Origin of the sequence: Arcanobacterium hippocoleae, from assembly GCF_031456295.1 — a bacterium.
In the GTDB taxonomy this organism is placed as follows: Bacteria; Actinomycetota; Actinomycetes; order Actinomycetales; family Actinomycetaceae; genus Arcanobacterium_A; species Arcanobacterium_A hippocoleae.
The window spans coordinates 1670741-1689432 of record NZ_JAVDUJ010000001.1; the positions used below are offsets into that span (position 1 = coordinate 1670741).

Genomic DNA, 18692 nt, shown 5'->3' on the forward strand with positions numbered 1-18692 from the left:
AATCATGCATGAAGTGACACTGCGGCTTACAGGTGTGAGTGCGCTTGGGAAGCATGGAGTTTTGGATTTTGAAAAGCAGCAATCACAGCCTTTTGTGACTGATGTGGAATATGTGGTGGCCTTGCCTGATCCGCAAGATTTGCGTGATCCTGGGCAAATAAATGCTTCACGTACTGCCGATGAGCTTTCGGATACGATCTCTTATGCCGATGTAGCCGACTTGGTAGTGGCACGAATAAAAGGCGGACATGCGCAATTGATTGAAACTCTGGCTGCCGATATCGCAACTGCGGTAATCACAAAAGGCGCTCGAAAAGCCAGTGTAACGGTGCATAAACCGGCAGCGCCAATAAAGCATGAGTTTGCTGATGTGAGTGCTACCGTCAGTTTTGAAAGTGAAATAATTCGGGAGAAAAAACGGCGTTATGTGATTGCGCTTGGATCAAATCTGGAAGATCCGGTAAAACATTTGCAGGATGCATTTCTGGAAATATATTCGCATTGCGCAGATGTAATTGGGGCTTCTGCAATTTATCGTTCTGCACCGATCCTTGCACCGGGGCAGGCGCCGCAGCCGGATTATTATAATGCGGTGATGGAAGTGGAATATGATTTTGGAGCTTTGCGGCTATTGCATACTCTGCAAGAGATCGAGGCAGCGCATGGGCGCGATCGGAATGAGAAATGGGGTGCGCGGACCCTTGATCTTGATTTGATTGCGAGTGATTTTACCGCTGTCGATCCGGAACTAATATTGCCGCATCCGCGTGCGAAAATGCGTCGTTTTGTACTTGCACCCTGGCATGAGATCAATCCAAATGCGATGATCGCAGACGAGTCTGTGGCACGGTTGCTTCCCTTACTTGCGCAGCAAGAGATCGAACGTACTGAAGATTTTCTTGTTCCTGGTGGGATCGAGAATCTCGCGCACTGGATCGAAGAATATTATCTTGGTGCGAAAAGTGATGCACAGATTGATGATGCGCAGCAAAATTCTGGTGAAATGAGTGAATATGTCTGATCTTCGTGCAGATGATTTGCCGCAAAAAGATGGGAAGCAGCCGAAAAATAAAGTACGCCCGACGTCTTTATCTTTCTTGCTGCTTTTGGTGCTGATCACATTGATCAGCTCTTTCTTTTTTGTGGATTCGTGGATTCTTTCCGGCAATATGCCGTTTATGACTCCAATCTGGAGTTTTGCAGTACCGCTTTGTATTGCCGGATTTGTACTGTGGCAAGGGTGGCTTGTGCGCGCATATCAGGCACGGAAACGTGCAATTGATCCGCTGCGGGCTGGTCGGATCTGGTTGTTGAGTCAGGCTGCTTCGCGCACTGGCGCAGTGATGCTCGGTTTAATGTGCGGAGTGGTGTGTTCATATGCAAGGCAGGGGACGACGGCTTTTCTGAGTACCCAGATTTTACATTTTTCACTTGCATCATTTGGTTCTGCGCTGCTGCTATTTTCTGGTTGGCTGGCTGAACGTTGGTGTATTGTGCATTTTTCGGATGATGATTCTGGTGCCAGCTCGTCAGGATTGCGAGCTGAATCGGCACCGATTTAGAGTTTTTTGAATCTGTTGAGCAGGAATTTTAATGAGATGTCGGGCTTGCACAGAAAATTGGAGGGAGCCTTCGGGTATACTGAGAGTGGTTCAGAAGCATTGATTATCCATGCTTTAATGTGAAGAAAGATCTGAGGAAAGAAATGCGCGCACCGCTTGGGGCACAAATTCCCTTTACACGTGTTGATGAAAATTATTTTCGAGTTTTGCGGATCTCGGCTTTAATTACAACAGGCATTTTCACTCTCCCGTTGATCATATTTGGCTGTTTTTATGGCGGGGTGAGTTTTCCAGCAAATTTGTGGTGGATTGCGACGGTTATTCCGTTGGTATTAGGTGCTATTTCGCTTATTTTTGCAAAGCGTCGTGCGCGTGCGATTGGATATTTTGAAGGTGAGAATGAGCTGATCATCCATCGCGGGATCATGTTTGAGCACCTTAATGTGGTGCCCTACGGCAGAATGCAGCAGGTGAATGTATCTAGTGGTCCACTACTTGGGCGTTTCGATTTGGCAAGTGTAGAGCTGGTTACAGCCTCGGCAGATTCCAATGCAACTATCCCTGGATTAACGCGTGCAGAGGCGGAGCGTTTGCGTGATCGCCTGACGGATCTTGGCAGTGCGCAAATGGAAGGGCTATGAGGTGCCAGATGCAAGAAGAGAAGCAAAAACGAGTGCAGCTTGGAGCAGATTCAGTACCACTTGATCAGTGGCGAAAATTTCATAAGGTCACGCCAATTGCGAAGCTCGGCTCATTTTGGGCGGTAATTGTGACGATTGTATTTTTGTTACTGCAAAATATCTTTGAATCACTGGAAAATATGGAAGTTACCTGGGGTGAGATTCAAGATTTTGTAGCTTCGCAAGATACACACATTTTGGTGTTGATCGGATTGGGGGCACTGCTCGGAATCAGTTTGCTGATCGTTTTATTTACTTGGGTGTCATGGCGCAAGATGAGCTATGCAGTGGTAGAGAACGGGATTCATTGGCGCCGTGGCGTGATATTTGTGAAACATACACAAATGCGCTGGGATCGAGTGCAGACAGTTGATGTGGAGCAAACTCTTTTCGGACGGATCTTTGGTTTTGCCTCGGTCGAGATTAGTTCTGGCGGTACAGATAAAGATATTAAACTCGGGCTATTGCGTCTTGCTGATTGTGCCAAATTACGTTCAGAAATTTTGCGAGTATTAGATTTGGTGCGCAGCGGTAAGCCTGCCGCCTTTGCCCTTGCGCAGCGTGCTGCTGAGGTAGCCCCGAATTTCCCTCTCAGTACAGCTCATTCAGGGAAGGATCGTAGTGCCCAAAAGTTTTCTGATGCTGCAAATGCGCATCTGGAACATCCACAATTGGAGCTCCAAGGTGGGATGCACTTTGTAGCTGATGGAGATATTCCGATCACTGATGTAGACCAAAATGAAACTGATATCTTGCTTTATCAGCTCTCGTTTACGAATTTGCTCTTGGCAAGCTTGCTTACTCCAAGCACTATCTGGATGATTTTATTGGCAATCCCGGTAATTGCGATTCCAATAATTGTGCAAGAAGGGTATGTGGCAATCATATTTGCGGTGGTTGGTTTAGTTTGGAATACTACGAAATCATTATTTGATGATTATGGTACCCAAATTTATCTCTCGGAAAATGGTTTACGTCAGCGTTCCGGTGCTACTACAGTAAAGACTCGCACTTACCCGCCGCAGCGGATTCATGCGGTACAGATTCATCAGCCGATTATTTGGCGGTGGCTCGGATTGTGGCAAATATTCGTTACAGTAGCAGGGAATAACGTATTTGATGGCGAAGAAATAGCAGGAAAATTAGTCCTTGCAGCTCCGAAAGCTGATGCCCTGCGCATACTTTGGGCAATTCTTCCGAAGCTGGGTACTGATAATGACGTACAGCTAGTGCAAGAAGCGCTGGAAGGGTCTGGTACTGGGCAATATTTCCAAGGTGCATCACAGCGAGCAAAATTGCTTGATCCGATTTCACTTCCGGGGCGCGGATTTTTTGCTTCACGTGAAGTATTTATCAGCCGCGAAGGGCGATGGGGGCGGAGCGTCAGCTTTGTATTCCAAGACCGGACACAGTCAATGGCGATTTCACAAGGCCCACTGCAGGCACGGAAAAAGCTGGCTTCGCTGAAATTGCATTTGGTAGTCGGCAAGGTGAGCGCGCAAGTGACGAATTTCGATATTGAGGTGGTTACGGCACTTCAGCAACGTGAGAATGAGCTTTCAAAGCTTGCTCGCGCTGAAGGTGTATCGGAAACGCTGCATGAATGGAAAGAACGCGTTGGGCTGATTTCGCCGCGTGATGTGCCGCCTGTAGCAGCGCAGCAGGCAAGCGATTCCGGTGTGCTTTTTGCGAAAGAGAGTTTCATTGCTGCAAGCAGCAATGAAATTCCAATGCAGGAAGCTGGGCCGAATCAGTGAAGGCATCCGGACGGATCGGCATTGGTCTGATTTCAGCTGGAAAAGTCGGTACGGCACTAGCCAGTGCTCTGCGTGGGCAAGGGCATTCAATTATCGGAGCATATGCACGCTCGGAAGCATCTCAGGATCGGCTTGACGCAATGCTGCCAGGTGTGCCGTCACTGAGTATCGAAGAAATTGTGGAACGCTCAGAATTGGTACTCCTTGCCGTGCCTGATGATGAATTAGCTGGTGTAGTATCCGGAATTGCACAACTTGGCTTGTGGCAAGCTGGGCAAATAGTGGCGCATACAGCTGGACATTTTGGAATCGAGATTCTCCGCCCAGCACAAGAAGCTGGTGCGCTTTGCTTGGCAATCCACCCTGCAATGACATTTACTGGCACATCACTCGATGTGGCTCGTTTGCAAGGGTGCCCTTTTGCGATTACGGCACTTGCACCATATCAGGCGATTGCTCATGCACTGGTTGCAGAAATGGGCGGTTTCGGGGTGGTGATCTCAGAAGAGCATCGGCAGGCGTACCATGCTGCGCTTGCTCACGGAGCCAACCATCTGGTCACTCTCGTGGCACAAGCAATGCGAATGCTTGCCGCAATTGGAGTAGCAGATCCTGGAATGTATTTGCAAGCGCTTACCACAGCATCGCTTGAAGGCGCGTTAAGTTCGGCAGATGCACTACAGACCGGGCCAGTGGTACGTGGCGATATTGGTACTCTTGCAGGGCATCTGGATGTAATAGAAAAGCTTTCACGAGAAGTTCCAGCTTTGCAAGACCTAGATTCTACATATCGCGTGCTTGCAATGGCTACTACCCGCCGTGCTTGTGAGCGCAGAATTTTGCACCCAAATCAGGCGCGTGAAATTAACCAGTTACTTGGTGAGGAGTTTGATACAGCGGTATTTCACAATCCAAATCCAGATTTGCATGAATAAGTGGCAGCAAATCTGATATCCAGTGAGGATCGGCGAGAAGAAGCTGCAGCTTGCTTTGCTGAGATTTGCTGTGCACGGTACATTTGAATCCGGATATTGCACGGTGTGTAATATGACGATACAAGGCGGAAAGTAAAATGAAACTAGTTCAAACAAAAATAGCGCTTCGTGAGAGCAGAGCAGAACTCTCAGGGAGCGTCGCATTGGTAATGACGATGGGAGCCTTGCATGCCGGGCATCTTTCGCTTGTGAAAGCTGCGAAAGCAGCAGCCGATCATGTGATTGTTTCAATTTTCGTTAATCCGCTGCAATTTGCACCAAATGAAGATTTCGCAGCATACCCGCGCACTCTCGATGCAGATTTATCTTTGCTCGCTCCGGAAGGAGTTGACCTTGTATATGCTCCTGATGAAGCTGACGTTTATCCACGCACCCCGCTGGTACGAATCGATCCCGGCCCGGTAGCAAAAATCTTGGAAGGGAAAACTCGCCCGACCCATTTTGCAGGGGTGCTGCAAATTGTACATAAAGTGTTTCAACTCACCACGCCTGATTTAGCTTTCTTTGGGCAAAAAGACGCACAACAGTTGGCATTGATTCGGACGATGGTGGCAGATTTGGATCTGCCACTTGAAATTTGCGCAGTGCCAATCAAACGAGAAGCTGACGGGTTAGCAATGAGTTCACGAAATTCTTACCTATCGCCGCAAGAACGCGTTGATGCGCTGGCTCTTTCCCGTTCACTTGCAGCGGGGGCAGTGGAAGCTGCTGCTGGGGGGCAAGTGCAGCAAGTATTGCAGGCTGTGCAAAGCGAACTAGCTGCATCCGCAGGTGTGCGCAGAGATTATGTGCAAATCGTTGATCCGCAAACATTTCTTGATTTACCCGCTGATTATTGTGGGCAAGCATTGATTGTGATTGCGGCTTGGATTGGCAATACACGTTTGATCGATAATCGTGAGGTGCAAATTGGCTGAACGAATGCGGCAAATGGTGACAGGGAAAATTCATCGTGCCACCGTCACTGGAGCAGATTTGCACTACGTTGGTTCGATCACGATTGATCAACTCTTGCTCACTGCGGCTGATATTTTGCCAGGTGAACGTGTGGATGTGGTGAATGTGAATAACGGGCAGCGCCTCAGCACATACGCAATTCCGGGTGAGCCTGGCAAGGGGGAGATCATTCTTAATGGTGCTGCTGCGCATTTGGTACACAAAGGTGATCTGGTCATTATCATGTGTTACGGAATGCTCAGTGAAGATTTAGCGCATACATACGAACCGAAGGTTGTTTTTGTAAACGATACAAACCAAATTGTGGATATTTCCGATCAGCCTGGAATCGTACCGGAAACTTCACCCGATACGCTAGAAAGTACAAATTCACCGGCAGGCAATGGGCTGAAGTCCTCTGGAATACCAATTGTGAGAAACTAGACTATTAACTGCGGATATGTTTGGCGGGAATGATCCAAGCATTTCCTCCTGATCTCACTAGATCCCTTGCTCCTGAAACTTTTAACCGAAAGAGCTGGCAATGAAACTTCCCCGCTTCATGAAAAAAGAAACAGTGAAAGAAGCTCTCAGTGGTCTGAAAGATTTGCGGCTGACGAAGAAAATCGTTGGGCGCGTGGGAAAAGTGCCTGAAATACCCGATGACGATTTTGAACATCCGAATCTAAAAGAGCTTGCAGTGATGGTTGAAGGTGCTCCGCAGCAGCTTTTTGCAGGATATTTGATCAATCTCGATTCGTCAGTGCGTGATGATAATTTTCTTCTTCCAGAGTTAGATCGGCTCCTTAACAGCTTGAAATCAGTACGCCGGCAAGCATATTTTGTGGCAAACGATTGCTATCTTCACCCGCAGGATTTCGTTGAGCGTTTAGCCCGTCACGGACTCGAAGTGCCAGTGGAAAATGTATTTACCCCGGTGCGTATTGCGCAGCTTTATTTACGACGGGAATTTGCTGGTGCCAAAGTACTTTCCCTTGCAGACGAGCGTTTTAACAAAGCTTTGCGCAATGCTGGAATCAACCTCGTTGCTGATCCGTTAAAAGCAGAAGTAGTGCTTTTGAGTCATAATCTGAATTTTAATTTCGAGCTATTTACGCAAGGTTACCAGGCGCTAGCTGCTTCTGCGGATACAAAGCTCGTCACGTTATCAATGATGCGTACCCGAAAAATGGGAGCAGACGGGCAGGTAGTGCCAGGTACGCGTGGATATGTACGCGCGCTCGAATCTGCTACACGTACATCGTATTATGAAAATTTGGGGCGTCCAGGTGTGAAGTATCTTGAAGTTATTTTCGCCGAAAGTGGGCTTGATCCAGCTGATACGCTTTTTGTATCCGATTCGTTAAGCAACGATATCCGACCTACTAAACGTTTTGGATTGCCGACGGCACTATTGCTCACAGGTTCATCTACACTGGCACAAGCAAAATCTGCGAAACAGAAAGATCAGCCAAACTATCTTGTGGATTCAGTTGCGGAACTTGTGCCAGCCTACATTATGGATCAGGTGGAGCATCCGGCAGAATATGCAGCGGAAGAATGAGGAATGCAGGAATGATCTCCAGATACTGCTAATGGTGTTAAGCTAATCTACAAGAGTCTGGGGTTCCGCTGCTGCTGGGATTGCCCAACCAGCTTGAAAATCCAAGTCTACATATGCACCAGGCGGGTACTGCGTGAGTTGCCAGGAAATTACAGTGCCAAATTCTGTTTCAAGCCAATAAATGTAGTGCGAGCGTGCAAAACTGCGGCGCAGTACTTTTCCGGTCAAGCCGAAGACGGATCTGCTTTTACTGTGCCTTAGGATGACATTATTTGGCGTAAAAAAGACAATCCCTGCGCCGGTAAAGGATTTGGCGCACGATACTAGAATTGTGGTTCGTCCAAGGCTGATACTTACTTTTGCGCCATCTTGTACGCCGATATCAGCTTCTTTGCCCAGTGCATGTGGGCTTTTTTCTGCCTGCACGGAAAATATATTTGCCACACCCAGCATTTGTGCTACTACCGGCGAATTTGGGCGGAAAAATAATTCTTCTGCCGTGCCAATCTGCACGATTTGCCCCTGATCCATTACCGCGATCCGATCGGCTACTGCGCAAGCATCAGCTAAATCATGTGTAACGTAGATGGTCGGGATCTGATGCCGTTTGATTTGGGCAAGCAGATCGGCGTGAATATTTTGTTGCACGGCTGCTTCCAGGTGTGCCATTGGTTCATCAAGCAACAGTATCTGGGGTTCAGCGGCAAGTGTGCGGGCAAGCGCAACTCGCTGGGCTTGCCCGCCTGAAAGCGTACGTACATGCCGTTGCGCTAAATCAATAATATTTAGTGCCGACATTGTGATGTCTGCAAGTTGTGCTCGGCGCAATGCTGGGATATCTGGATCGTCGATCCCGAATTCAATATTTTCCTTTACCGTCATATCGAAGAGCGCCGGGTTTTGGAATGCCAAACCTACACGTCGCCGATCTGTACGCAGCTGCGTGATATTTATGCCATTAACGCTGATTTTGCCAGTTTCAATCTGAGTTAAACCTGCAATTGCATGCAAGAAAGTAGTTTTTCCGGAACCGGATGGACCAATGATTGCCAGTACTTCACCGTCAGCAATCTGTAGTGAAATATCATGCAAGATCCGTGTGCGGTATCGGACATTTAGCCCTGAAATATGTAAGCTCACAGGCTGTTTCCCTTCCGTCGGAACTTGAAAATGAATGCTGCAAAAATCAGGAACAATAACGAAAGTAAAGCACTTGCAAGAGATGCGGCAAATGCTTGGGCGGTTAGTCCAGCCTCAGCTGAGGTGGTAATCGCGGGGGCGAGGAGCGGAAAATCTGCTGGCTGCACGAAAATCCCGGGAGCCGTCTGTGATACTACGATTGCGCTCAGGATTGCTGCAATCGCGGTTGTTAGATAGCGATTTTCCCGTAGTGCAAGGAGCAAAATACGTAATCTTGGAGCACGCAGAAGTTGTGCTGAGATCATGGATGGATCAGGTTTGAGAATGAAAATATCGGCAATCAAATAGGCTACTGGCACGCAAAGGCAGATGTAACACAAAATCATTCCGAAAATTCCGTTGCCCCAAGCACCAGCTCCGATCAAAGCTGGAAGGATCTGAATTTTGCCAATATGAAGCGGATTTTGAAAGAGTGCCGAAGCGGTCTGCCCGGCACAGGTGAAGCCAAAAAGCGCCGCAAATATTAGAAAATAACGGAATAATTGCGGGTACTTCCAACGGTGCAAAGCAAAAGCCACACCAGTAGTAGCAGATAATGGGACAGTTAAGAGCAGAATGAGCAAAGTGTTAAAAAGCTCTTCCCAAGGGATCTGGAGTGCCTCAGAATTTGCGAAAATCCGTAGCGCAGATACGAGCAGGCTAAATAAGACGACACCGGATATTGCTGCAATCGGAAAGAGTTTGCGTGAAAAATCGGAGAAATACTGGGAGATGTGCAGCTTTGAAGTGTGTATCTTTCCTGCCGACAAGCTAAGTGGCGCAAAGAGTGAAATCATCGTTGCGCAAGTAGCAGAAAAAAGACCAATTTTAATTGCGTCAAAAATACTTACCGGTGCAGCGCTCAAAGCACTGTAAAACACTTTCGCTAAGGTTTGAAAATTTCCAGTAAATACAAGATTTGCTGAAGAATCGAAAATAATCCAGATCGTCACAAGGTAAAAGGCAGAAAGAGAGGTTAGCTTTAGCCGTGGTAAAAGTAGCAAACGCAAAGCGCGAGCGGGCGGTATTGCAAGCGTGGCTGCTTGCGCAAAAATAGCCGGAAAGTTTGGTGCGAGAAATAGCATCTGGAAAATGTATCCGATCGGCACGCTGTAAATGAAGTAAACGCAAGCAAGCAGCGCCCAGGAATAGCTTGGCACAGGTAACGGGCTAGCGCTGATTGCGATCCCGATTGCTGCTGACGGGAAGCATAAAGGAGTGACGGCAATCGCTGTGAGCAGGATTTTTCGTTGTGAAATGAGCGCAGTGATCGCAAGGAAAGTGCCGCAAGGTACCGCAAGAAGCGCCACACTAGTTGCAAATATTAGCGTATGCAATGTGGGGAGCGTAAAAATATTCCAGTTGATCGTAAAAAATAAGCAGATGCTGACGACGAAAAGACAAATAAACAATATTCTGGCGGCAAATCTTGCAGAATGTAGTGAGGGATTTGCAGTTGTTGGCGCCAAAGGCGGATCTTGTTTAATCATAAAGCACCTCGCGTGCAAATAATTCAATCAGTTTCATTCGCTGTGAGCCGGCATTGGCTGTGTTCAGATCGTAAACTGGTACTTTCAGTGCGGCGAGAGAAGCGGCAAGATTATTTGGCAGATTTCGTGAGAGCGGATTCTGGTTTTCAATACTCGCCACGAGTGCTTGACCCGAATCCGAAACGGCAAAGCGGAGAAAGTCTTGTGCTGCACGGAAATTTCCGCCACGCACAATCGCGGCACCGCCTACCTCATAGCCTGTGCCATCGGATGGATAAATTACTTTCAGATGTGCTTCTGCTGATGCGTTGCAATATGGGGCGAAAGTGACGGCCACGGCTGCTTGACCGTCAGCGATGAGATTTACCAGATGCGTACCAGAATCGGTATATGTGAGCGTATTCGTATGCAGTGTACGTAAATACTGTAAATAATCGCTGCGGATCGGAAAAATTTCGTTGAGTGTGCCAATCATTGTGCTCGCTGTGCCGGAGGTGAGCGGAGATGGCAGGATGAGTTGGCGGTGAAATCGTGGATCTTGCAATTCAGCCCAGGAATGTGGGGCTGTGTTGACGGGAGTGCGCTGCGGGTCGATACAAAATCCGAGGATCCCACCGTAAGTACCGAGCCAATATTCGGTAGAAAAATCAGGATCGGCAATATCGCTAAGTTGATGTGGGGTGATGATTCCGCGTACGCGAGCCTGCTCGTATGCTTCCGCTGGGCCGCCGATGAACACGTCAAATTCAGGGGCATTTACGCTGACAGTAAGTTTTTCGAGTGCTTTTGAAGTTGGCAGACGCACCAATCGCACACTTTTTCCACTCATTTTTTCGTATTCGGAAACGAGTGCTTTGCATGAGTTGTAGTTATTGGCGCACAGTACATGCAGTTGATTTTGGTTTATGCGCAGGGAAAAAATGAGAATCAGGGGAACGCAAAACAGGCAGCCGAGGGCAATAAACCGGGGCAGATATTTGCGCAGCCAAATTGAATTCATTGCAAAATTCTATTCCTTTTGTGGTTCTGAGGGGAGTTGCGCCACTAGAATTTTCAGGAATTATTGTTGAGCGCTTTGCTCGCTCGCATGAAATTTCTGCGGAAGTTTTGGGGATTAGCCCAAGTTTTGCGCAAAAATTCGTTATCTGTGTGGATCAAGCTCACCGCAAACATGGCGCTGTGCGCTGAAAATGAAGTTTGCGTGGATCAGAATGTGGTGGCTAACTTGCCGTCAGCCACCACATTCACTGAGAGGTTTTCGGATAAAAGCTTAATTTTGCTGCAGCTGCTGGAGCTCTTCGTGAGCTTGCATCAACTTGCGCTCATCCTTGCCGACGATCCACATCAAAATCACTGAGAGCACCACGATCCCGAGCAGTACACCATAGGTGACGTCCCACCCGTAATTGTGAATCAAAATGCCAACGCCAGTTGAGGCGAGTGTCGCGCCAAGCAGATAGCCGAACAGGCCGGTGAATCCGGCAGCGGTGCCAGCTACATTCCGTGGGGAGAGATCAATTGCCTGCAAACCAATCAGCATCACTGGGCCGTAGATGAGTCCGCCGATGAGGGCAATCAAAAGGTAGAAAATCCACATTGGAGCAGTGTTTGGAATCAGCCAGTAAGCGGCGATCGCACCGCCGACGCCAACTAGGAAGAGGATGCCAGCGCCAGAACGCCACCCTTTGAAGACCTTATCGGAGACAAGGCCGCACAGCAGTGTGCCGATAATGCCTGCAAGTTCGTAGATTGCGAAGCCGATGAAACCGTCCTTAATGTTTGCGCCGTGAATTTCTTCGGTAAGGTAAATTGGGATCCAGTTCAGCACCCCGTAGCGCAGTGTATATACAAATACGTTGGTTACAGCGAGCATTACCACTACGCGGTTGGTAAGCACGTGCTTAAAGAGCAGCTCTTTCCACGGAATCGTTTCTGCTTTTACTTCAACTTTTGCCGGATCGTTGCGGTATTCTTCGATTGTCGGCAGTCCCACAGCTTCCGGACGGTCGTGAATCAGGAAGAGCGCCACGAGTGCCACGAGCAGTGCGACGACTGCCGGCGCCCAGAAAGCAGGAGTCCAGTCTGCTGCACTTGCAGCAAAGTGGCTGATTGCCCATGCGGAAATAATACCTACACCGGCACCGCCAACGTTGTGCGCACAATTCCAAATTGAGGTCATCCAACCGCGTTCGTTAGTGGAGAACCAGTGTACGAGCACGCGGCCTGATGGAGGCCAGCCCATGCCCTGGAACCAGCCGTTGATGAACATTACCGTCGCAAATAGCCCTACGCTTGCGGAAACTGCCGGCACGAATGCGACTACGAGATTCATTAGTGCCGAAAGTGCGAGCCCGAGGGGGAGGAAGTAGCGTGCATTTGCCCGGTCGGAGAGCATTGCCATGAAGAACTTTGAAAGTCCGTATGAGAAAAGCACGGCATTGGCTACAATACCGATGCCGACGGTGTTGAGGACGTCGTATTCTTTCAGGATTGCGGAAACAAGCGAGACGTTGTTGCGGATCAGATAGAAGCCGGCATAACCGAGAAAAATCCCGATAAATGCTTGTGCGCGATAGCGCTTGTAAAATGAAGCCACTTGGCTTTGTGCTACTGGCTGTGCCTTCGGCGGAGCCGAAAGGAAGCCGAGACTGCGTGAATTATTTGTCATATTAACTACCTTGAGGTCGTCGTTGAGCTCTTACTAGTTAAGTATGGGAAGAACAATGGTGACATTTCTTGTAGTAGGGTCACGCTTGGTAACAAAGTGTTACTTTGCTGGTAGTGAATGTTTTTGCAGAAACTTCCGAATTTCGGGAAAGAATTTCAGGAAGTTTGGCGGTTTTACTGATTTCGATTGAGATTTATGTTACATTAAATCTAGCGGTTGTGATGTGTATTGCCTCATAATTGTGTATTTATTTGAGTGGTATGAGTTTCAATGAAGAAGCATTTTATTCGGATTGCCGGAATTGTAAGTTCGGTATTTTTTGCTGTTTTTGGATTTTCTGGTAGCGGTTTTGATAACTGATCGAGAAGATATGATGCGGTAGCTAAAATGCTTAAGCGTCAGTTTTTGCGATTCTTATTGGGTATGACGGTGCTGCTTGCGGCGGGGTGTGCTGCATCGAATTTACATAGTGTTTCTTTGGAAGATGTGAAATTGACTGACGATATTGTGTTTGCACTTCGGCTTAGTCCGCAGCTGCATGATGGAGATAGTTTTGGAGCAGCTACCGAGGGATACTTGCTGCTTGTTCGAGAAGATGGCACTGCTGATTATGTTGACGTAGGTCTTATGGATCACGGGCAGCTTGCCTGGGCAAGAAATGGGCTATTTTTCGGAGGTTTAGAAACGGAGTATCTGCTTACTAATACTGGATTAATCTCGCAATCGCGTGGAACGAAAGAAGAGTTTGAAACATCTAGATTTGTTAATGGCAAAAAAGATGGGTTTATTTCGGTATATAACGTGGGCTTTGCAGAGAATGGTTATCGCAACAGAGTGGTTTCTGGAAGCCAAGCTTCGTTTGCAGCTTGGGAAGCTCCTGGGATGTTTATGGCAATTGCTCAATGCGGAGAACAGATTGTTGGGATTACTGATGATAGAGAGCTTGATTTTACAACCCGAAAATATATTAGTGTTCCTGAAACTTCAGAAGTTTTAATACAGCTTTATCCTCAGCCAGAAAATGTGGAATCCCGGATTTTAGGGCAGGTGAATCGCACAGATCTTTATGAATATGGACCGGCTGCGGAATATTCCCCGTGTGTGAATGGGGTGATGTATATGTTAGCGGAAAAATATAATGCACATAATCAGGATGCTGAGCTTGTTTTACGTTCTTGGGATACTGCTTCTGGTGCATATAAAGAAATTCCGCTTATTTTTTCAGAAACAGCAAAACATGATTTTAACGCGGAGAGTTTTAGCAGTGTGCGCGGGAGTTTGAATTCTGATGCTTCTGCCTATCACTGGGTGTCTTGGAAAGACGGGAAAGTTTTTTCGGTAAATCTTTCCTCTGGAATCGTTACGTATCTCTTTACTCTTGATTTGTTTCAGCAAAGGGGAGGGGCAGTGTTTTATGTAACCGATAAATCTGTGTTCGTATTGAACGAAAGCCGTCATAAAGAATTACTTGAGTTTGCCAAATATGATCTTCCGACAGGTGAAAAGACGCATTATTTTGATCTAAACGGTCTGCCGAGTATTGATCGTTTGCGAATGTCAAGGAATGTGATTCGGGATATTGCGATTAACCCGAACTGGCTTGAAAAGCATCACGGTGGTAAGCAGTGATTGCGGTACTTCACAGTATTTCATTGTTTCATCAAAGCGCTGTTTAATGCGTATCCTAGGCTGCGGCGAGATTCAATACAGCTGCTATCAAGCCCGCTGCCTTGCATTTTCTTGCGCAGACGGTAGATTGCTGTTTTCAGCATTTCGCGTCCGCCAGTTAAATCTGTAGTGTTCCAAACTTTGGTAATCAGAGTGCGCGCTGGCACCAGTTCGTCGGCATTATTTGCCAGCAGCCAAAGAATCCGCACTTCGGTAAGGCTTTCGGTGAATATTTTTTCTTGCCATTTCGCTTCGATACGTTGAGTATCAACAGATAATTCGCCGATTTTAATTTGGGTTTCCAATTTGGCTGGCTGCGCACGGCGGACAATTGCTCCGGCGCGCAAAGCCAACTCGCGTGGACTGAATGGTTTGGTCACGTAATCGTCGGCCCCGGCTTCCAACCCTTTGATCCGGTGTTCTTCTTCGCCAAGTGCGGTCAGGAGAATAATTGGAGTTTCGACGCGCATGGCGCGAATTTGCCGCGTTAATTCCACTCCGGAAATTCCTGGCATGAGCACATCGAGCACAATCAATTGATAGTTTCGTTCTGCCAGTAGTTGTTTCGCGTCACTTCCGCGATGGGTGCAATCACACACAAAACCCTGAGTTTCCAGTGTAAATGCGACTATTGCGGTCATTTGCTTTTCGTCATCGACAATGAGGGCACGAGGTTTATTTTGCATGATGCTTATCTTAATTCGCTGTTCAGATTTCGCGGTATTTTCCGGGGATGTAGATTATTTACTGCTGGTCGTAATCCGTTTAACTTGGTTTTGTATCACTGACGTTTCCGTACTGGCGTTTGATTTAACGGTAAGAGCACATGAAATGCGGTACCTTTACCGGGAATGGAATCAAGCATGATACTTCCTCCGTGCGCTGCAACGATTTGTTTTGCCACCATCATCCCGATGCCAGTTCCTGGACGGCGTGCAGTGCCGGTAGTGAATGGCTTCCAGATATTGGCATATTCTTCGGGAGCAATTCCTGCGCCGTCATCAGAAATTACAATCAATGCACTGTTGCTGGTATTGGTGGTAACTCGCACATTTACTTGCGCATTTTCTCCAGCATGACGAGTGCAATTATTGATCAAATTCCAGATCAGTTGCCGCAGCAGCTGTGGATCTGCCTGGATTTTCCCAATTCCGTTTGTGCTTTCAACATTGATTGGAGTGGTTGTAGTATGCCGCAGCTCGCGTGCAGTTTGGGTGACGATTTGCTGCAAATCTACCGATTCTGGTGAAAGTGCCTGGGAGTTGGTGAGTTTTACATTAATCAGAAAATTTTCTGCAATATTGATTACTTGTGCAGAATTTTCGCTGATGGTTTGGATGAAATTGCGTTGCTGCGGATTTAATTCTCCTGCAAGACCGTCATTGAGTAGTTCTGCGGCGGCGGAAATAAGAGTGATCGGCGTGCGGATCTCGTGGGAAATAATTGCCGGGCGAAATTCATTTTCAGCTAATTCTGCTGCAAGCTTTGCCGCGTGCTTGCGGCTTAAGTGCAGCAAATACAAGGAAATGCCAGTGCTTGCAATGAATAGCACGACGATGATCCAGGGTAGATATTCCATACCGGAATTCTATGCGCTATGGACGATGTTCGCTAAGAGTCGAAAGAGGGTCAAACGTCCAAGCGAAAAACGGCGGATTTGCGGTAGAATGATGCCGACATATTCAATTAAGAAAAGGAGTCCTTGTGGCAACTATTGAGGCCGTAGCTTCCCGCGAAATTCTTGATTCCCGCGGAAACCCAACCGTTGAAGTCGAAGTAGTGCTTGACGACGGCACTTTTGCTCGTGCTGAAGTTCCATCAGGTGCATCCACTGGTGCATTCGAAGCTGTTGAACGTCGTGATGGCGATGATTCACGTTACCTTGGCAAAGGCGTACAAGGTGCAGTTGAAGCTGTTACTGAAGTGATTGAACCAGAGATTATTGGTCTTGATGCTTCCGAACAGCGGGTACTTGATCAAACTCTGATTGATCTTGACGGTACTGCAAACAAGGGCAAGATCGGTGCTAATGCGATTCTTGGTGTTTCCTTGGCAGTAGCTAAGGCAGCAGCTGAATCTGCTGGTCTTCCGCTCTACCAGTATCTTGGTGGCCCGAACGCGCACGTACTTCCAGTGCCGATGATGAATATTCTCAATGGTGGATCACATGCTGATTCCAATGTGGACATCCAGGAATTTATGATTGCTCCAATCGGTGCTCCAACCTTCAAAGAATCACTTCGTTGGGGTGCAGAGGTTTATCACGCACTCAAGGCTGTGCTGAAGGCTCGCGGTCTTTCTACCGGTCTTGGCGATGAAGGCGGTTTCGCTCCAAATCTCGAATCAAATGCGGCAGCTCTTGATTTGATTTGCGAAGCAATTGAGAAGGCTGGCTTGAAGCCAGGCGCTGATGTAGCTTTGGCATTGGATGTTGCTTCCACCGAATTTTTCAAGGACGGCGGTTACCAGTTTGAAGGCGAAATCAAGCCAACCGATTACATGGTGAACTACTACGAGAAGTTGATTACCGATTATCCGATCGTTTCCATCGAAGATCCACTCTCAGAAGACGAATGGGATGCATGGGTTGCGCTCACCAAGCAGATTGGTGATCGCGTACAGCTCGTCGGCGATGATCTTTTTGTTACCAACCCAGAGCGTCTCGCAAAGGGAATCGAGATTGGTGCTGCAAATGCACTTCTCGTGAAGGTAAACCAGATCGGTTCCCTCACTGAGACGCTTGAAGCTGTAGAAAATGCACATCGTGCAGGCTACAAGACGATGACCTCACACCGTTCTGGCGAAACTGAAGACGTAACCATTGCTGATCTTGCCGTGGCTACTAACTCTGGTCAGATTAAGACCGGTGCGCCAGCTCGTGGCGAGCGTGTAAACAAGTACAACCAGCTGCTCCGCATCGAAGATGAACTCGGTGATGCAGCAGTATATGCTGGGCGCACTTCTTTCCCACGTTTCAAGAAGTAAATTAACGTGAGCTTTTGCTGTGTTTGCAGTGGGTAACTAACTAGGATTCAGAGCAATACATAGCTACATATTTGGAGGCGGGTAGTGCCGGTGCGCTACCTGCCTCCAAATATTTATTTTGGCTGATATCTATTGTGAGTATGCTTTAGCGGGTGCTCATGAAATTTGTAATGCACAAACGATAAGATAGGCAGCATGAGTGTGCGTAAACCAAAATCTCCGAAACAGTCGCAGCGGTCACGTAATGTCGTTGGTGATGGGGCGAAGCGTACGCACACTAGCGGCAAAATGGTTGAGAAAAACCAGCATGTGGCAAAACAAAAAGGGCTTAGCTCGCAGACTCGAAATGCTAATAGTGAGCGTTTAATACCACGGCACGGCACAGAAAATAGTGGTGATTTGCCAAGGCTTCGCGAAAATGCAAATGCTGCACTTCACCGTCCGCAGCCTAGTAGTACACGCAAGGGGAAAGTATCGCAAAGGCAGGAGCGGAATCATCGCGTGCAGCGACGGGATACTGAGCCGAAAGCTGCGGATTCATTAAAAACTGGTCTGAGGGGAGAGCAAGGGCAGAAGCGCCGGGCAAATGTGCGTGAACGTTTCGGGAAAGACTGGGATGTGGTGCTGCAAGGTACTGCAAAAACGCGCAAAATCCCGGTGCGAATTCTTGCGATCGTATTTACGTGCCTGATTGCCGTCATTATTTTGGCAAATCCGGTGCAGGATTTTCTTGCGCAACAAGAGGAAAAGCGTGCGCTGAGTGCGAAGCTGACCGAGACGAAAGCTGAACTGGATGCATTGCAACAGCAAATAGACTTGTGGAATGATCCAAGTTATGTGCAGGCGCAAGCGCGGAAGCGGCTCGGTTTTGTACTCCCGGGGCAGACGCTATATTACGTGAGTGGCGAATTGACTGATGCTGAAAAGAAAAAGAAAGCCAGTGAAGAAGAGCGGGCGATCGCGTTGCGGCGTAAATCCATGCCATTTTATCTGGGGCTGTGGAAATCAATTGAGATTGCCGGCACTGTAGAACTCAAACCTGAAGCGTTGCTAAATCCGGAAGATGCGCCGCTAGTGAACGAGCCGCAGCCTGATACAGGCAGTGCAAAAGTTGATACACCAAAGTAAACATGAGCCAGCAGTCAAAAAAAGAGCTGAAATAAACGGGTAGCCAGTAAATTCATTGGATAACGTGATCGCAAAGGGAG

The 18692-nt window shown here is 47.8% G+C and carries 18 protein-coding genes; 12 read left to right on the plus strand and 6 right to left on the minus strand.

The window, feature by feature from the left end; genetic code table 11:
- The first annotated feature begins 4 nt into the window (after positions 1–4).
- The 8 genes from folK to J2S36_RS07080 all read left to right on the plus strand — a co-directional run bounded on the left by folK (position 5) and on the right by J2S36_RS07080 (position 7494).
- Positions 5–1021, plus strand: coding sequence for a 2-amino-4-hydroxy-6-hydroxymethyldihydropteridine diphosphokinase (gene folK / locus J2S36_RS07045; RefSeq protein WP_309956889.1), 1017 nt, complete (start codon positions 5–7; stop codon positions 1019–1021).
- The gene (locus J2S36_RS07050) at positions 1014–1562 is read left to right on the plus strand and encodes a DUF3180 domain-containing protein (protein ID WP_309956891.1); all 549 of its coding nucleotides are present in this window, start codon (positions 1014–1016) and stop codon (positions 1560–1562) included. The genes folK and J2S36_RS07050 overlap by 8 nt, the downstream gene beginning before the upstream one ends.
- A 143-nt stretch (positions 1563–1705) precedes the next feature.
- Complete coding sequence (locus J2S36_RS07055; protein WP_309956893.1) at positions 1706–2203, plus strand: PH domain-containing protein; 498 nt, start codon at positions 1706–1708, stop codon at positions 2201–2203.
- A gap of 8 nt (positions 2204–2211) precedes the next feature.
- On the plus strand, positions 2212–3999 hold the full coding sequence (locus J2S36_RS07060; RefSeq protein WP_309956895.1) for a PH domain-containing protein: 1788 nt from the start codon (positions 2212–2214) through the stop codon (positions 3997–3999).
- Positions 3996–4934 (plus strand): Rossmann-like and DUF2520 domain-containing protein, encoded by a 939-nt coding sequence (locus J2S36_RS07065; protein ID WP_309956898.1) that lies wholly within the window; start codon positions 3996–3998, stop codon positions 4932–4934. Before J2S36_RS07060 ends, J2S36_RS07065 begins: the two co-directional genes overlap by 4 nt.
- Positions 4935–5071: 137 nt before the next feature.
- Positions 5072–5911, plus strand: a complete 840-nt coding sequence (gene panC, locus J2S36_RS07070) for a pantoate--beta-alanine ligase (RefSeq protein WP_309956900.1) — start codon at positions 5072–5074, stop codon at positions 5909–5911.
- Positions 5904–6374, plus strand: coding sequence for an aspartate 1-decarboxylase (panD, locus tag J2S36_RS07075; RefSeq protein WP_309956902.1), 471 nt, complete (start codon positions 5904–5906; stop codon positions 6372–6374). The genes panC and panD overlap by 8 nt, the downstream gene beginning before the upstream one ends.
- 118 nt (positions 6375–6492) lie before the next feature.
- Positions 6493–7494, plus strand: coding sequence for an HAD-IIA family hydrolase (locus J2S36_RS07080; RefSeq protein WP_309956904.1), 1002 nt, complete (start codon positions 6493–6495; stop codon positions 7492–7494).
- Positions 7495–7536: 42 nt separating this feature from the next.
- Here J2S36_RS07080 and J2S36_RS07085 read toward each other — a convergent pair whose 3' ends face one another.
- From J2S36_RS07085 to J2S36_RS07095, 3 genes are read right to left on the minus strand one after another with little or no spacing between them, the layout of a single operon-like run.
- The gene (locus tag J2S36_RS07085; protein ID WP_309956906.1) at positions 7537–8634 is read right to left on the minus strand and encodes an ABC transporter ATP-binding protein; all 1098 of its coding nucleotides are present in this window, start codon (positions 8632–8634) and stop codon (positions 7537–7539) included.
- Entirely contained in the window at positions 8631–10163 is a 1533-nt protein-coding gene (locus tag J2S36_RS07090) for a hypothetical protein (RefSeq protein ID WP_309956908.1), read from the minus strand. The genes J2S36_RS07085 and J2S36_RS07090 overlap by 4 nt, the downstream gene beginning before the upstream one ends.
- Positions 10156–11163: an extracellular solute-binding protein gene (locus tag J2S36_RS07095; RefSeq protein WP_309956910.1), complete on the minus strand. Its 1008-nt coding sequence runs from the start codon at positions 11161–11163 to the stop codon at positions 10156–10158. Before J2S36_RS07095 ends, J2S36_RS07090 begins: the two co-directional genes overlap by 8 nt.
- On the opposite strand from J2S36_RS07095, the gene J2S36_RS07100 reads away from it, so the two are divergent.
- Positions 11154–11351 carry a hypothetical protein gene (locus J2S36_RS07100; RefSeq protein WP_309957553.1) on the plus strand — a complete coding sequence of 66 codons (198 nt, stop codon included), beginning with the start codon at positions 11154–11156 and terminating at the stop codon, positions 11349–11351. The genes J2S36_RS07095 and J2S36_RS07100 overlap by 10 nt on opposite strands.
- 82 nt (positions 11352–11433) lie before the next feature.
- On the opposite strand, the gene J2S36_RS07105 is transcribed toward J2S36_RS07100, so the two are convergent.
- Positions 11434–12831, minus strand: coding sequence for an MFS transporter (locus tag J2S36_RS07105; RefSeq protein ID WP_309956912.1), 1398 nt, complete (start codon positions 12829–12831; stop codon positions 11434–11436).
- A gap of 387 nt (positions 12832–13218) precedes the next feature.
- Between J2S36_RS07105 and J2S36_RS07110 the strand changes: the two genes are divergently transcribed.
- Positions 13219–14460 (plus strand): YycP family beta-propeller protein, encoded by a 1242-nt coding sequence (locus J2S36_RS07110; RefSeq protein ID WP_309956914.1) that lies wholly within the window; start codon positions 13219–13221, stop codon positions 14458–14460.
- Positions 14461–14480: 20 nt separating this feature from the next.
- Here J2S36_RS07110 and J2S36_RS07115 read toward each other — a convergent pair whose 3' ends face one another.
- Positions 14481–15185, minus strand: a complete 705-nt coding sequence (locus tag J2S36_RS07115) for a response regulator transcription factor (protein WP_309956916.1) — start codon at positions 15183–15185, stop codon at positions 14481–14483.
- Positions 15186–15280: 95 nt separating this feature from the next.
- The gene (locus tag J2S36_RS07120) at positions 15281–16078 is read right to left on the minus strand and encodes a sensor histidine kinase (protein WP_309956918.1); all 798 of its coding nucleotides are present in this window, start codon (positions 16076–16078) and stop codon (positions 15281–15283) included.
- Positions 16079–16203: 125 nt separating this feature from the next.
- Between J2S36_RS07120 and eno the strand changes: the two genes are divergently transcribed.
- Both eno and J2S36_RS07130 read left to right on the plus strand, forming a co-directional pair.
- Positions 16204–17484, plus strand: a complete 1281-nt coding sequence (eno, locus tag J2S36_RS07125) for a phosphopyruvate hydratase (RefSeq protein ID WP_309956920.1) — start codon at positions 16204–16206, stop codon at positions 17482–17484.
- Between the two features lie 195 nt (positions 17485–17679).
- Positions 17680–18612 (plus strand): FtsB family cell division protein, encoded by a 933-nt coding sequence (locus J2S36_RS07130; RefSeq protein ID WP_309956922.1) that lies wholly within the window; start codon positions 17680–17682, stop codon positions 18610–18612.
- Positions 18613–18692: the final 80 nt, after the last annotated feature.

Coding starts and splice junctions, on each gene's coding strand:
- panC (WP_309956900.1), top strand. CDS start 5,072: ATGAAACTAGTTCAAACAAAAATAGCGCTTCGTGAGAGCAGAGCAGAA.
- J2S36_RS07050 (WP_309956891.1), top strand. CDS start 1,014: ATGTCTGATCTTCGTGCAGATGATTTGCCGCAAAAAGATGGGAAGCAG.
- folK (WP_309956889.1), top strand. CDS start 5: ATGCATGAAGTGACACTGCGGCTTACAGGTGTGAGTGCGCTTGGGAAG.
- J2S36_RS07060 (WP_309956895.1), top strand. CDS start 2,212: ATGCAAGAAGAGAAGCAAAAACGAGTGCAGCTTGGAGCAGATTCAGTA.
- J2S36_RS07080 (WP_309956904.1), top strand. CDS start 6,493: ATGAAAAAAGAAACAGTGAAAGAAGCTCTCAGTGGTCTGAAAGATTTG.
- J2S36_RS07095 (WP_309956910.1), bottom strand. CDS start 11,163: ATGAATTCAATTTGGCTGCGCAAATATCTGCCCCGGTTTATTGCCCTC.
- J2S36_RS07115 (WP_309956916.1), bottom strand. CDS start 15,185: ATGCAAAATAAACCTCGTGCCCTCATTGTCGATGACGAAAAGCAAATG.
- J2S36_RS07110 (WP_309956914.1), top strand. CDS start 13,219: ATGCTTAAGCGTCAGTTTTTGCGATTCTTATTGGGTATGACGGTGCTG.
- J2S36_RS07120 (WP_309956918.1), bottom strand. CDS start 16,078: ATGGAATATCTACCCTGGATCATCGTCGTGCTATTCATTGCAAGCACT.
- J2S36_RS07055 (WP_309956893.1), top strand. CDS start 1,706: ATGCGCGCACCGCTTGGGGCACAAATTCCCTTTACACGTGTTGATGAA.
- J2S36_RS07105 (WP_309956912.1), bottom strand. CDS start 12,831: ATGACAAATAATTCACGCAGTCTCGGCTTCCTTTCGGCTCCGCCGAAG.
- J2S36_RS07130 (WP_309956922.1), top strand. CDS start 17,680: ATGAGTGTGCGTAAACCAAAATCTCCGAAACAGTCGCAGCGGTCACGT.
- J2S36_RS07090 (WP_309956908.1), bottom strand. CDS start 10,163: ATGATTAAACAAGATCCGCCTTTGGCGCCAACAACTGCAAATCCCTCA.